Genomic DNA, 15,803 nt, shown 5'->3' with positions numbered 1-15,803 from the left:
CGGTTCCGGTCATCGCAGCCTCACGCATCCTCGGCGACGTCGTCGAAGTCGGCGCCCTCGAGCGCCAGGTTGATCAGGGCGTCCGCGTCCATGGCGTCGACGTCCACGGCGCCGGAGCCGGCGTCGTCGGTCTCGGAGCCGGCGGACGGGGTGGTGGAGTCGATGCCGGTGCGACCGGCGAGCTGGAGCAGGGTGTCGAGCAGGCCGGCGTCGCGCAGCCGGGCGAGCGGGATGCTCTGCAGGGCCGACCGCACGTCCTGCTCCGCGGTGGCGTCGGACCGTCCCTCGGGGAAGAGCTGTTCGGCGAGGTGGGCGGCCAGGCCGGCCGGGGTCGGGTAGTCGAAGCTGAGTGTCGCGGGCAGGCGCAGGCCGGTGGCCGTGCCGAGGCCGTTGCGGAACTCGACGGCCGCCAGGGAGTCGAATCCCATGTCCCCGAAGGGGCGTTGTGCGTCGATCGCCTCGGGGCCGGAGTAGCCCAGGAGGGCCGCCGCCTGTCCGCGCACGAGGTCGGAGATGCGGTCGAGGCGGTCGGCGGGAGCGAGGCCGGCCAGCCGCTCGCGCAGCGCGGCCCCCCGGTCGGCGGCCGCGGCGACCAGGCGCCGTCCCGGGAGCCGGATCAGGGCGCGCAGCAGGTCGGGCACCTCGCCTTCGCCGGACGCGGAGGTGTCGAGCAGCATGGGTACGAGCAGCGGCCGGTCGGAGTCGCCGGCGCGGTCGAAGAGCTCGGTGCCCCTCTTCTCGGAGAGCGGCTCGATGCCGGCCCGGCGGAGGCGCTGGAGGTCGGCCTCGCCGAGTTCGCCGGCCATGCCGCCGTCGAGCGACCACAGCCCCCAGGCGAGCGACTGGCCGGCCAGGCCGGTGGCGCGGCGGTGCCCGGCGAGGGCGTCGAGCAGGGCGTTGGCGGCGGCGTAGTTGCCCTGCCCCGGCGCGCCGAGCACGCCTGCCGCCGAGGAGAAGAGGACGAAGGCCGACAGGTCCATGTCCCGGGTCAGCTCGTGCAGGTGCAACGCGGCCTCGGCCTTCGGCCGGAAGACCGTGTCGACGCGTTCGGGCGTCAGCGACGCGATCACGCCGTCGTCGAGCACGCCGGCGGAGTGGACGACCGCGGTGATCGGGGCGTCCTCGGAGACACCGGCCAGCACGCGGGCGAGGGCCGCGCGGTCGCCGACGTCGCAGGCGGCCACGCTGACGTGGGCGCCCAGTGCGGTGAGCTCCTCGACGAGCTCGGGCATCCCCGGCGCGTCCGCTCCCCGGCGTCCCACCAACAGCAGGCTGCGTACGCCGCGTTCGGCGACGAGGTGCCGGGAGAAGAGCCGGCCCAGGTTGCCGGTCGCGCCGGTGACGAGCACGGTGCCGTCGCCGTACCCGGCGACGGCGGGGAGCGCCTCCGGGCTCGCGGACGGGTGGGGCGACGCGGGCGACGCGGGCGACGCGAACGGGTCGGGCGACGCGGGCGGCACGGTGGCGCGCAGCAGTCGGGCGGCGAATACCCGGCCGTCACGGACTGCCAGTTGGGACTCGTCGAGGCCCGTCAGCACACCGAAGGGGAGGTCGGCGCCGTAGGTGCCGGTGTCTCGATCCGGGTCAGCACCGACGTCGATGTCGGCATCGGCATCCGCATCCGCATCCGTATCTGTATCTGTATCGACATCGACATCGACGAGGAGGATGCGGCCCGGGTTCTCCGCCTGTGCCGAGCGGACCAGTCCGCGGACGGCGGCGCCGGCCAGGTCCGGGACGTCCTCGCCCGCGACCGAGACGGCTCCGCGGGTGAGGACGACGAGCGTCGACGCGGACGTCCGCGGGTCGGCGAGCCAGTCCTGCAGGGCCGCGAGGGCGGTGTGCACGGCCTCACGGGGATCTCCGCCGCCGGTCCGCAGCACGACGTGTTCCGGCACCTCCCCGTCCGCGGACAGCTCGGTGAAGTCCAGCACCCGACCGCTCGTCGGCGTCCTCCCGGGCGACGCGAGCGGCCCGCGCGAGATCCACCTCAGTTCGTAGAGGCCGTCCACGGCCGCGGTCGGCGCGGCCGGTGACGCGTCGGACAGTTCGCGCAGGGCCAGCGAGTCGACGGCGAGCACCGGCTGCCCGCCCGGGTCCCACGCCCGCAGTCGTACACCGGCGCCGTCGAGGGTGAGGCGGACCCGCAGGTGGCTCGGCCGTTCCGCCAGGAGGGCGATGCCGGACCAGGCGAACGGAAGCCGTACGGTGCCCCCTCCGGCGTCGCTGTCGAGCAGGGCGACGGCGTGCAGGGCGGCGTCGAGCAGCGCGGGGTGCACCGTGTGCCCCGCCACGTCGACGCCCTCCGGCAGCACGACCTCCGCGTAGACGTCCTCGCCGTGCCGCCAGGCCGCGCGCAGGCCCTGGAAGGCCGGGCCGTACTGCAGCCCCAGCTCGTGCAGCTCCGCGTATCCGTCGGACACGTCGATGGACACGGCCTCGGTCGGGGGCCATGTGTCCGGTGCCGCGGGAGCCGGGGGCGGTGCGGCGCTCAGGGTGAGGGTGCCCGTGGCGTGTGGCGTCCACGGGGTCTCCGTGTCACCGGCCGGGCGGGAGTGGACGGTGAGTTCCGCCTGGTCGCCGGCGGCGGTCACCTGGACCTGGACGTCCGCGGCCCCCTGGGCCGGCAGCGTGAGGGGCTGCCCGATGACCAGCTCGCCGACCTCGCCGTACCCGGTCACGTCGGCGGCGTACAGCGCCATGTCCAGCAGAGCCGTACCGGGTACGAGCACCACCCCGCCCACCGCGTGGTCCGCCAGCCAGGCATGGCTGTTCACGCCGATCCGGCCGGTGAGCACCGTCGCGGCGCCGTCCGCGGTCGTGACGGAGGCGGCCAGCAGCCCGTGCCCGGTCTCCCGCAGACCCGCCGCCCCCACGCCGACGGACGCCTGCGTCGGCCCGGTCAACCAGTAGCGGCTGCGCTGGAAGGCGTACGTGGGCAGGTCGAGGTGGCGGACGGGCTCCGGCAGGTGCCAGTCGACGGCGACACCGGAGGCGTGCAGGGCGGCGGCCGCGGTCAGCAGCGTGACCCGGGCGGTCGGGCCGTCCGGCTTGGGGCGGCGCATCAGCGGCGCGAAGGTCGGCTCGTCCGCTCCGTCGAGACCCTGGCGCGCGAGGGCCGTCAGTACGGCCTCCGGCCCCACCTCCACGAACCGGGTCACCCCCAGCTCCCGGGCCTCGGCCAGTCCGTCGGCGAAGCGCACGGCGTTCCGCACGTGCCCCACCCAGTAGCCGGGGTCGGTCAGTTCGGCCGACACAACCTGCCCCGTGACGTTGGAGACGACGGGCACGTTCGGCTCGGCGTAGGTCAGGGTGGCGGCGACCTCGGCGAACTCCTCCAGCATCGGCTCCATCAGCCGCGAGTGGAAGGCGTGCGAGACCGACAACCGCGTCGCCCTGACACCGGCCTCCTCCGCCGCGCCGGCCACCTTCTCCAGCTCCGCGACCGGGCCGGACACCACGACCGCCGCGGGCCCGTTGACGGCCGCGACGTCCACGCCCAGCCCGGCGATCAGCCCCCCGACCCGTTCGAGACTCGCGGCCAGCGCCAACATGCCGCCGCCTTCCGGCAGCGCCTGCATCAACGACCCCCGCGCCACGACCAGACGCGCCGCGTCCTCAAGCCCGAACACCCCCGCCGCATACGCGGCGGAAATCTCACCGATCGAATGCCCCACCAACACATCCGGGACCACACCCCAGTGCCGCAGCACCCCCACCAAACCCGCCTGCACAGCGAACAGACCCGCCTGCGTGAACACCGTCGCATCCACCAACGACGCGTCCCCGCCCCAGATCACCTCACGAATCGGCCGCTCCAGATGCCGGTCCAGCGCCTCACACGCCTCGTCGAACGCAGCCGCGAACACCGGCTCCACCGCGTACAGTTCACGACCCATCCCCAGCCACTGCGACCCCTGCCCGGTGAACAGCCACCCGGTCCGGCCGGTCGCCGCCCGGCCCGTCACGGCGCCGGTCCCCTCGGAGGCGTACGAGGCCAGCCGCGTCAGCGCCTCCTCGCGCGAGGAGGCGACCACCACCGCCCGGTGGTCGAGCGAGGCCCGCCTCCGTACGAGGGCGGCGGCCACCTCGGTGGCCGCGACGTCCGTGTGCGCCGACCACCACGACGCCAGCCGCCCGGCCGCCTCGCCCAGGGCCCGCGGCGAGCGCGCGGACAGGGTGAACGCCACCGCGGTGTCGCCCGTGGATTGTCCCTCGACCTCGGGCGCACCTACCGGATCGGGGGCCTGTTCGGGGGCCTGTTCCAGGATCACGTGCGCGTTGGTGCCGCTGATGCCGAAGGACGACACCGCCGCCCTGCGGGGGCGATCGGCGTCCGCCGCCGGCCACGCCCGCGCCTCGGTCAGCAGCTCCACCGCTCCGGCCGTCCAGTCGACCTGCTGCGAGGGTGCGTCCACGTGGAGCGTCCGCGGCATGATGCCGTGCCGCATCGCCTCCACGAGCTTGATGACGCCGCCGACCCCGGCCGCGGCCTGGGCGTGGCCCAGGTTCGACTTCAGCGATCCCAGGTACAGCGGCCCGCCGTCCCGGTCGCGCCCGTAGGTCGCCAGGAGCGCCTGCGCCTCGATCGGGTCGCCGAGGCGGGTGCCGGTGCCGTGCCCCTCCACCAGGTCCACATCGCTCACGGACAGGCCGGCGTTGGCGAGAGCGGCCCGGATGACGCGCTGCTGGGAGGGCCCGTTCGGCGCCGTGAGGCCGTTCGAGGCACCGTCCTGGTTGACCGCCGAACCTCTCACCACCGCGAGGACCGGATGTCCGAGCCTGCGCGCGTCCGACAGCTTCTCGACGAGCAGCAGACCGACGCCTTCCGACCAGCCCGTACCGTCCGCCGCGTCGGCGAAGGCCTTGCACCGCCCGTCGGCGGCGAGTCCGCGCTGACGGCTGAACTCGACGAAGGTCTCCGGCGTGGACATCACCGTCACCCCGCCGACCAGGGCCAGCGAACACTCCCCCGACCGCAGCGCCTGGGCGGCCAGGTGCAGGGCCACGAGCGACGACGAGCAGGCCGTGTCGATGGTCATCGACGGGCCTTCGAAGCCGAAGACGTACGACACCCGGCCGGAGGCGATCGCGCCGGTCGCCGTGTTGTGGGGGTAGTCGTGGTACATGACGCCCGTGAAGACCCCGGTGTCGCTGCCCTTCAGCGTGCCGGGGTCGATGCCGGCCCGCTCGAACACCTCCCAGGACGTCTCCAGCAGCAGGCGCTGCTGCGGGTCCATGATCAGCGCCTCGTTGGGGCTGATGCCGAAGAAGTCGCCGTCGAAGAGATCGGCGTCGTGGAGGAAGCCGCCGTGGTCGACGTACGACGTGTCCGGCACCGTACGGCTGGGGTCCACCAGCCGGGCGAGGTCCCAGCCCCGGTCGGCGGGGAACGGGGAGACCGCGTCGCGGCCCTCGGCGACCAGGCGCCACAGGTCCTCCGGGGACGTGACGCCGCCCGGGTAGCGGCAGGCCATCGAGACGATGACGAGGGGTTCGGCGTCCGGGAGGGCGCCGGTCAGGCGTGCCGGGGTCGCGGCGCCGGCGGCCGGGCCGGCGGCCTCCTCCCGGAGGAAGCGGGCCAGCACGGCCGGTTCGGGATGGTCGAACACCAGCGTGGCGGGCAGCCGCAGGCCGGTGGCGGTGTTGAGGCGGTTACGGAGTTCCACGCCGGCCAGCGAGTCGAAGCCCATGTCGCGGAAGGCCTTCGTCGCCTCGATGGCGGCGGGGTCCGGGTACTCCAGCACGGCCGCGGCCTCGCGCTGGACCAGGGTCAGCAGGCTCCGCTCCCACTCGGTCTCGGGGACGTCCTGCAGCAGTCGCCGGAGCCCGGACGCGTCGGTGGCGCGGCCGCTCCCGGCCCGGCGCCGGCGGACCGGCGCCAGCACGCGGAACATCGGGGGCAGCGACTCCGGGTCGCGGCGGAGTCCGGCGAGGTCCAGCCGGAGCGGCACGACGAGGGCAGGGGCGCAGTGCAGGGCCGCGTCCAGCATGGCGAGCCCCTGCTCCGCGGTGTGGCCGAGCAGCGCTCCGGATGCGGCCGGCTCGTCGCTGTCGGCCATGCCGTCGGCGACGGCCCACATGCCCCAGGCGAGCGACAGGCCGGGCAGTCCCCGCGCGCGGCGGGTCTCGGCCAGCGCGTCGAGGAGCGTGTTGGCCGCCGCGTAGTTGCCCTGGCCGGGTGCGCCGAGCAGGCCGGAGGCGGAGGAGAACAGCACGAACGCCGACAGGTCGGCGTCGCGGGTGAGTTCGTGCAGGTGGAGCGCGGCGTCGGCCTTGGCGGCGAGCACGGCGTCGAGTCGCTCGGGCGTCAGTGAGGGGATCACGCCGTCGTCGAGGACGCCGGCGGCGTGGACGACCGCGGTCAGCGGCGCGTCGGCGGGGATCGCGGCCAGCAGGCCGGCGACCGCGTCGCGGTCGGAGAGGTCGCAGGCGGAAGCGGTGACCTGTGCTCCCGACCGCGCCAGTTCGTCGAGGAGTGCGGCGGCGCCCGGGGTCTCGGCGCCCCGGCGGCCGACCAGCAGGAGGCGGCGTACTCCGTGGGCGTTCACCAGATGCCGGGCCAGGCGTCCGCCGAGCGCGCCGAAGCCACCGGTCACGAGCGTCGTGCCGTCCGTGGTGAAGACGGGCGGCCGCTCGACCGGGGCGGACAGGGGGGTCAGTCGTGGGGCGAGCAGGCGAGACCCGCGCAGGGCGAGTTGGGGCTCGCCGGTGGCGACGGCGAGACCCGTCGCCCCCCGTTCGTCGGCGCCGCCGTCGGCCCGGCCCGCACGGTCGGCGTCCGCGTCGACCAGCACGAAGCGGTCCGGGTTCTCCGACTGCGCCGAGCGGACCAGACCCCAGACGGCGGCTCCCGCCAGATCGGCGACCGGCTCTCCGGCGGTGGAGACGGCGCCCTCGGTGAGCACGACCAGGGTGGCCGCGGACAGTCGCGGCTCCGTGAGGAACTGCTGTACCACGCCGAGGACTTCGGCGGTCCGGGCGTGGACGTCGGCCACGACGTCCCGCTCGCTCCCCCGGGACGTCCGCAGCAGCACCACCCCGGTCGGCGTGGCCGACGGGTCGAGTGTCCGCCATTCCTCGACGGCGACCGGTTCGACCGGCGCCGGGACCGGGAACCAGGTCTGCTGGTAGAGCGGCGGCGCGTCGGGCCGCTGGTCGATGCTCGCGAGCGGGCGCAGGGAGAGGGAGTCGGCGGTGGCCACCGGGTGGCCCGCCTGGTCGGCGACGGTCAGCGCGACCTCGTTGGCGGCGAGGGGCCGGATCCGGACCCGGAGCGCGCCGGCCCCGCTGCCGTGCAGTTCGAAGCCGGACCAGCTGAAGGGCAGCGCCGCGGCGCCCTCGTTCGCCGAGGAGAGCGCGACGGCGTGCAGGGCGGCGTCGAGCACCGCGGGGTGCAGGCCGAACCCGGCCCCGTCCCGTACGTCAGCGAGGGCGACGTCGGCGAAGACCTCGTCGTCGAGCCGCCAGGCCCGGCGCAGACCCTGGAACACCGGGCCGTAGCGCAGCCCCGATGCCGCGAGGTCGGAGTACAGGGCCTCGATGTCGATGGGCTGCGCCCCCGAAGGCGGCCAGGCGACGGCTGCCTCCGGCGCGATCGGTGCGGACGGCACCGACGACGCCGAGGCCACGGACGACGCGGCGGCGGACAGCGATCCGGAGGCGTGCCGGACCCACTGCTCGGGAGCGTCCGGCCCCGTCGGGCGGGCGTGGACGGCGACCGCGTGCAGCCCCTGCTCGTCGGCCGGTCCGACCGTCACCTGGACCTGGACGGCTCCCGTCCGGGGCAGTACCAGCGGCGCGTGCAGGGTCAGTTCCTCGACCCGGCGGCAGCCGACCTGGTCGCCGGCGCGGACGACGAGCTCCAGCATGCCCGTCCCCGGGAAGAACACCGCGTCCCCGACCCGGTGGTCCGCCAGCCACGGTTGCGTCTCGACGGACAGGCGCCCGGTCAGCAGAGCGCCCCCCGTGTCCGCGACGCCGACCGCCGCGCCCAGCAGCGGGTGCTGGGCGGCGTCGAGCCCGGCCGCACCGACGTCGGCGACCGAGACGGTGGGCTCGACCCAGTAGTGACGGCGTTGGAAGGGGTACGTGGGGAGGTCGAGGTGGCGGGTCCGGGCGGGCAGGTGCCAGTCGACGGCCGCGCCGGAGGTGTGGAGGGCGGCGGCCGCGGTGAGGAGCGTGGTGCGGGCGGTGGGGCCGTCCTTCTTCGGGCGGCGCATCAGCGGCGCGAAGGTCGACTCGTCGGCGTCGTCGAGACCCTGGCGCGCGAGCGCGGTCAGCACGGCCTCCGGCCCGACCTCCACGAAGCGCGTCACGCCGAGCTCCCGGGCCTTGGCCAGACCGTCGGCGAAGCGCACGGCCTCCCGCACGTGGCGCACCCAGTACGCCGGGTCGGTCAGCTCCGCCGACACGACCTGGCCGGTGACGTTCGAGACGACGGGGGCGTTCGGCTCGCGGGAGGACAGCGCCGCCGCGACCTGGGAGAACTCCTCCAGCATCGGCTCCATCAGCCGCGAGTGGAAGGCGTGCGAGACCGACAACCGGGTCGCCCGTACACCGGCCTCGTCCGCTCGGGCGGACACCTTCTCCAGCTCCACGAGCGGTCCCGAAACCACGGTCGCCGCAGGCCCGTTGACGGCCGCGACGTCCACGCCCAGACCCGCGATCAGCTCGTCGACCCGCTCCGGACCGGCGGCCAGCGCCAGCATGCCGCCACCCGCGGGCAGCGCCTGCATCAGCGAACCGCGCGCCACCACCAGACGCGCCGCGTCCTCCAACGAGAACACGCCCGCTGTGTACGCGGCGGAGATCTCCCCGATGGAGTGCCCCAGAAGCACGTCCGGGCTCAGGCCCCAGTGCCGCAGCACGGCCACCAGGCCGGCCTGCACGGCGAACAGGCCGGCCTGGGTGAACACCGTCGCGTCGACCAGGGACGGGTCCTCGCCCCAGATCACCTCACGGATCGGCCGCTCAAGATGCCGGTCGAGCGCCTCGCTCGCCGCGTCGAAGGCGGCGGCGAACACCGGCTCGGCGCCGTGCAGTTCACGGCCCATGCCGAGCCACTGCGAGCCCTGTCCCGTGAACAGCCACGCCGTCCGGCCGGCGGACACCCGCCCCGTGACCGCACGGGTCCCCTCGGAGGCGAACGCGGCCAGGCTCGCCAGCGCCTCCTCGCGGTCGGCAGCGAGGATCACCGCACGATGCTCCAGAGAGGCGCGCCCGTACGCCAACGCCGAGGCCATCGCCTCGACGTCGATGCCGGCACGAGCAGCCCACCACGACGCCAGCCGGGCGGCGGACTCCGCCAACGCCTCGGGTGACCGTGCCGACAGGGTGACCGCCACCGGACCGTCGACCCCCACGGCCTGCTCCCACGCCGCCGCGTCGGCCGTCTCGACCTCGTCGGAGGCTTCAGACTCCTCCGAGACCTCCGAGAGCTTCGATGCCTTCGATGCCTCCGAGACCTCCGATGCCTCCGATGCCTCAAGCACCTCAGGCGTCCGGGGTTCCTCTGACACCCCAAAGGCCTCGGGCACCTCGGAAGCCTGCTCCAGAATCACGTGCGCGTTCGTGCCGCTGATGCCGAACGACGACACCGCCGCCCGTCGCGGCCGGTCCACGGACGCCGGCCAGTCCCGTGCCTCCGTCAGCAGCTCCACGGCCCCCGCCGACCAGTCGACCTGGGACGACGGCGCGTCCACGTGCAGGGTCCGCGGCATCACGCCGTGCCGCATGGCCTCCACGAGCTTGATCACGCCCGCGACGCCCGCGGCGGCCTGCGTGTGCCCCAGGTTGGACTTCAACGAGCCCAGGTACAGGGGTTCCCCGCCCTCCCGGCCCTGCCCGTACGTGGCCAGCAGCGCCTGCGCCTCGATGGGATCCCCGAGACGTGTCCCGGTTCCGTGGCCCTCGACGACGTCCACATCGGTGGCGGACAGGCCCGCGTTGGCCAGCGCGGCCCGGATCACGCGCTGTTGGGAGGGCCCGTTCGGCGCGGTGAGGCCGTTCGACGCACCGTCCTGGTTGACCGCCGAACCCCGCACCACGGCCAGCACCGGATGCCCGAGCCGGCGCGCGTCCGACAGCTTCTCGACGAGCAGCAGACCGGCGCCCTCGCCCCACGCCGTCCCGTCCGCCGCCTCCGCGAACGGCTTGCAGCGCCCGTCGGCGGCCAGTCCCCCCTGCTTGCCGAAGCCGACGAACGCCCCGGCTGTGGACATGATCATGACACCACCGGCCAGGGCCATGGAGCACTCCCCGGCCCGCAGGGCCTGTGCCGCGAGGTGCAGCGCCACCAGGGAGGACGAGCAGGCCGTGTCCACGGTGACCGTCGGGCCCTCGAATCCGAAGGTGTAGGCGACGCGGCCGGCCAGCACGGACGCGGCCGTGGAGGTCGCCTGGTAGGTCTGCGCGAGTTCGGGCGCGCCTTCGAGCAGGTAGCCGTAGTCCTGCAGACCGGAGCCGATGAAGGTGCCGACCCGCTTGCCCTTGAGCGTGTGGGCGTCGATCCCGGCCCGTTCGAAGGCCTCCCACGCCGTCTCCAGGACCAGCCGCTGCTGCGGGTCCATCGCGACCGCCTCGCGCGGCGAGATGTCGAAGAAGCCCGGCTCGAACAGGGCGGCGTCCGTGACGAACCCGCCCCGGGTGACCTCGGTCGTCTCCCCCGTGTCCTCGTCCGCGCCGGCGGGACGGGAAGGGTCCCCGGCGGAGGCCGGGTCCGCGGAGCCGGGCGCGTCGGGACGGCCGGCCGGCCCGGCGGTCCGGAGGGCGTCCGCCGCACCCGCGGGCCGTGCCGCCGCGACCCGCCAGCCGCGGTCGGCCGGGAAGTCCGAGGTGGCGTCGACGCCGTCGCGGACCAGGCGCCACAGGTCGTCGGCCGAGTTCACCGAGCCGGGGTAGCGGCAGCTCATCGCGACGATGGCGATGGGCTCCTGGTCCCGGGACTCGGCTTCGGCGAGCCGCTGCCGGGTCCGTGCGAGGTCGGCCGTGACCCGCTTGAGGTAGTCGAGGAGCTTGCCGTCAGTGGACATCGGTTCCGCCGCTTCCTTCGGGTCAGTTGCTCGCGCCGAGACCGAGCTCGCTGTCGATGTAGTCGAAGACGTCGTCCGCGGTGGCGGACTCCAGCCGGTCGGTGAGTGCACCGTCGTCGGCGGTTTGGTCGAGCCGGGTGAGCAGGGACCGCAGTCTCGTCGTCGCCCCGGAGGCCTCCAGGTCGGCCGGCGCCATCGCCTCGATCGCCCGCTCCAGACCTGCCAGGTGCTCGTCGAGCAGCGCGGCGGCCTGCTCCGCCGGATCGGGGCAGAGCCGTGAGCGGAGATGCTCGGCCAGGGTGGCGGGGCTGGCGAAGTCGAAGGCCAGGGTGCTGGGCAGGTCGAGCCCCGTGACCTTGCCGAGGCCGCCGCGCAGCTCGACCGCGGCGAGCGAGTCGAAACCGAGGTCGGCGAAGGGGCGGTCGAGACTGAGCGTCGAGGGATCCGCGTAGGCGAGGACGGCCGCCACCTGGGTGCGGACGACGTCCAGCACCGCGTTGAGCTGCCCGGCAGGCGGCAACGAAGCCAGCCGGTGCCCGAGTTCGGAGTCGCCGCCCTCTCCCCCGGCCTCGCCGCCGCTGAGCGCGGCGCGCACCTCGGGCAGGGCGTCGAGCAGCGGGCGGGGGCGGGCGAGCGTGAAGGTGGGTGCGAAGCGCTCCCAGTCGAAGGCGGCCACCACCTGGTGGACCGGCGCCGCACCGCCGGCGTGGCGCAGCGCCGTCAGGGCCGTGGCGGTGACCATCGGGGGCGCCCCGATCCGCCGCATGTAGTCCGCGGCCTCCGCGTCGAGCATGCCGGTGTCGAGCGGTCCCCAGGCCATCGCCGTGGCCGGTCTGCCGCGTCGGCGCCGGTCCTGGACGAAGGCGTCGAGGAAGGCGTTTCCGGTGCTGTACGCGGTCTGGTTGACGCTGCCCCACACCGAGGCGCCGGAGGAGAACACGACGAACGCGTCCAGGGGGCGGTCACCGACGGCCTCGTCGAGCGCCGACGCGCCCGCCACCTTGGCCCGGATCACGTCGACGAACTCCTCGGTGGACAGCTCGGTCAGGGGAGCCAGCCGCTGCGACTGGCCGGCGGCGTGCACCACGGCGGTCAGCGGCCGGTCGGCGGGAACGGCGTCGACGAGGCGTCGCAGGGCGTCGGCGTCGGTGGCGTCGCACGCGGCGAGCGTGACCGGGGTGCCGGCCGCGGTGAGCTCCTCGGCCAGCGCGGCGGCCTCGGGCGAGGCGCCCCCGCGGCGGCTCGCCAGCACGATGTGCTCGGCGCCGTTCGCGGCGAGCCAGCGGGCGACCTCGCCGCCCACGCCACCGGTTCCTCCGGTCACCAGGACGGTCCCGCGCGGCCGCCACGCCGCCGCGATCGGGTCCGCGACGAGGGCGTGCCGCAGTCGGCGTCCGTAGGCGGTCCCGCCGCGGACGGCGGCCTGGTCCTCGGTGCCCGCGGCGAGCACACGGCAGAGCGCCTCGACGTCGGCCTCGCCGAACGCGACGGGCAGGTCGACGATGCCGCCCCAGACGTCGGGGTGGTCGAGGGCGGTGCCGACGGCCACGCCCCACAGGGACGCCTGGTCGAGAGCGGTCAGCTCCTCGGGGCCGGCGACGGCGACGGCGCCGGTCGTCAGGAACCACAGGCGCGTGGCGAGCCCGACGTCCACGACGGCCTGGACGGTGGCGACGCTGACGAGCAGGCCGTGCGACGCGGCGGGCGAGTCGCCCGGGCGCCGCTCACCACCGAGCAGGGAGACGATCCCCGCCGGGGCGGGCCCTTCGGCCAGCCGGGCGCGGAGCAGCGCGGCGATGTCCTCGCGGTCGGACTCCGGTACGTCGACGACGGTCAGCCGGGCTCCCCGGCGGGTCAGGCCGCCGAACACCCGGCAGCCGTCCACGTCGTCGCTCCCGGCCGGTACGAGCAGCCACCAGTCCCCCGTGAGCTCCGCGGACCCGTCCCCCTCCAGCGCCTCCCAGCCGACCTCGTAGCGCCACTGATCCAGCTGCTGCCGGGCCCGGTCCTCCGGATGCCGTGCGGTCACCGGCGCGTCGGCCCAGTAGCGGCTGCGCTGGAAGGGGTAGGTGGGCAGGTCGAGGCGGCGCGCGGGGGCGGGCAGGTGCCAGTCCACGGCCGCACCGGACACCTGCAGGGCGGCGGCGGCCGACAGCAGCGTGAACTGAGCACCGGGACCGTCCTCCTTCGGGCGCCGCATCAGCGGCGCGAAGGTCGACTCGGCGGCTCCGTCGAGGCCCTGGCGCGCCAGGGCCGTCAGTACGGCCTCCGGCCCCACCTCCACGAACCGTGTCACGCCGAGTTCCCGGGCCGTGGCCAGACCGTCGGCGAAGCGGACCGCCTCGCGCACGTGGCGCACCCAGTAGCCCGGGTCGGTCAGCTCCGCCGACACGACCTGACCGGTGACGTTCGAGATGACGGGGGTGCCGGGCTCCGCGTAGGCGACGGTGGCGGCGACCTGAGCGAATTCCTCCAGCATCGGCTCCATCAGGCGGGAGTGGAAGGCATGCGAGACCGCCAGCGGCGTCGCCCGCACCCCTGTCTCCTCCGCCGCGGCAGCCACCTGCTCCAGCTCCGTCACCGGGCCGGAGACCACGACGGCCGCGGGCCCGTTCACGGCCGCGACATCCACGTCCCGCCCGGCGATCAGGGCCTCGACCCGCTCGACACCGGCGGCCAGCGCGAGCATGCCCCCGCCCTCGGGCAGCGCCTGCATCAAGGACCCCCGCGCCACCACCAGACGCGCCGCGTCCTCCAACGAGAACACCCCGGCCGCGTACGCGGCGGAGATCTCCCCGATCGAGTGCCCCACCAGCACATCCGGAGTCACACCCCAGTGCCGCAGCACCCCCACCAGACCGGCCTGCACGGCGAAGAGGCCCGCCTGCGTGAACACCGTCGCGTCCACGAGCGACGGATCCTCACCCCAGACCACCTCACGGATCGGCCGTTCGAGATGCCGGTCCAGGGCCTCGCACGCCTCGTCGAAGGACGCCGCGAACACCGGGTCCACGGCGTGCAGTTCGCGGCCCATGCCGAGCCACTGGGACCCCTGTCCCGTGAACAGCCACCCCGTCCCGCCCGCGGTCGCCCGGCCGGTGGCGGCGGCGGCCCCGTCGGACGCGAACGCCGCCAGGCCGGCCAGCGCCTCGTCCCGCCCGGCGGCGAGCACGACGGCCCGGTGCTCCAGCGTGGCCCGCCCGTGCGCCAACGCAGAGGCCACTTCGTGGACTTCCACCTCGTCCCGAGCGGCCCACCAGGACGCCAGGCGTGCGGCGGACTCCGTCAACGCCTCCGGCGACCGGGCGGACAGGGCGAGCGGCACCGGTCCGCCGACGCCGGCCTCGGGAGCAGCCGACTCATGTGCTTCGGGGGCCTGTTCGACGATCAGGTGCGCGTTGGTCCCGCTGACCCCGAACGACGACACCGCCGCCCGCCGCGGCCGGTCCTCTGCCGCCGGCCAGTCCCGTGCCTCCGTCAGCAGCTCCACGGCCCCCGCCGACCAGTCGACCTGGGACGACGGCGCGTCCACGTGCAGGGTCCGCGGCATGACGCCGTGCCGCATGGCCTCCACCAGCTTGATGACGCCGCCCACGCCCGCGGCGGCCTGCGTGTGCCCCAGGTTGGACTTCAACGAGCCCAGATACAGGGGTTCCCCGCCCTCCCGGCCCTGCCCGTACGTGGCCAGCAGCGCCTGCGCCTCGATCGGGTCGCCGAGGCGCGTCCCCGTACCGTGCCCCTCGACGACGTCCACATCGGTGGCGGACAGACCCGCACCGGCCAGCGCCGCCCGGATCACGCGCTGCTGGGCCGGCCCGTTCGGCGCGGTCAGCCCGTTCGACGCACCGTCCTGGTTGACCGCCGAACCCCGCACCACCGCAAGGACCGGATGCCCCAGCCGGCGGGCGTCCGACAGGCGCTCCAGCAACAGCAGCCCGGCACCTTCACCCCACCCCGTACCGTCCGCCGCCTCGGCGAAGGCCTTGCACCGACCGTCCGGCGACAGACCGCGCTGCCGGCTGAACTCGACGAAGGCGTCAGGGGCGGACATGACGTTCACGCCTCCGGCGAGCGCCAGGGTGCACTCGCCCGAGCGAAGGGCCTGGGCGGCCAGGTGCACGGCGACGAGGGACGACGAGCACGCGGTGTCGACCGTGACCGCCGGGCCTTCGAAGCCGAAGGTGTAGGCGACCCGGCCCGAGGCGATGGAGCCCATGTTCGCGTTGCCCGGGTAGTCGTGGTAGACCAGCCCGGCGAAGACACCGGTGCGGCTGCCGTGGGCGAGGGTGGGGTCGATGCCCGCCGACTCGAAGGCCTCCCAGGCGAGTTCGAGGAGGATGCGCTGCTGGACGTCGGACTCGACGGCCTCCCGGGGACTGAGCGAGAAGAAGTCGGCGTCGAACCGGTCCGCGTCGTGCAGGAAGCCGCCGGCCCGGGTGTAGGTCTTGCCCTCGGCCCCCGGCTCGGGGTCGTAGAGCGCGTCGACGTCCCAGCCCCGGTTCGTGGGGAAGGGGGAGACGGCGTCCCGGCCCTCGGCGACGAGCCGCCACAGCTCCTCCGGGGAGGCGACCCCGCCGGGGAAGCGGCAGGACATGCCGACGATGGCGACCGGTTCGCGTGCGGCGTCCTTCAGCGAGTTCAACTGCCGCCGGGTGGTCTGCAGTTCGGCGGTCGCCCGCTTCAGGTAGTCACGGAGCTTGTCATCCTGCTGAGGCTGGGGTGCCTGGGTCATGGAAGCCGTCCTGACTGAATGACTGACTGACGGGATGC

2 protein-coding genes are annotated in these 15,803 nt (G+C 74.8%); both read right to left on the bottom strand.

The window, feature by feature from the left end:
* Window positions 1-20 precede the first annotated feature (20 nt).
* Window positions 21-11,144: a type I polyketide synthase gene (locus ACIRQF_RS33755; protein WP_404098236.1), complete on the bottom strand. Its 11,124-nt coding sequence runs from the start codon at window positions 11,142-11,144 to the stop codon at window positions 21-23.
* Window positions 11,056-15,765 carry a type I polyketide synthase gene (locus ACIRQF_RS33750; RefSeq protein WP_404098233.1) on the bottom strand — a complete coding sequence of 1,570 codons (4,710 nt, stop codon included), beginning with the start codon at window positions 15,763-15,765 and terminating at the stop codon, window positions 11,056-11,058. Before ACIRQF_RS33750 ends, ACIRQF_RS33755 begins: the two co-directional genes overlap by 89 nt.
* Window positions 15,766-15,803 lie beyond the last annotated feature (38 nt).

The organism is Streptomyces sp. NPDC101191 (genome assembly GCF_044767915.1).
GTDB lineage: Bacteria > Actinomycetota > Actinomycetes > Streptomycetales > Streptomycetaceae > Streptomyces.
This window is presented reverse-complemented; position numbering and strand designations above follow the sequence as displayed.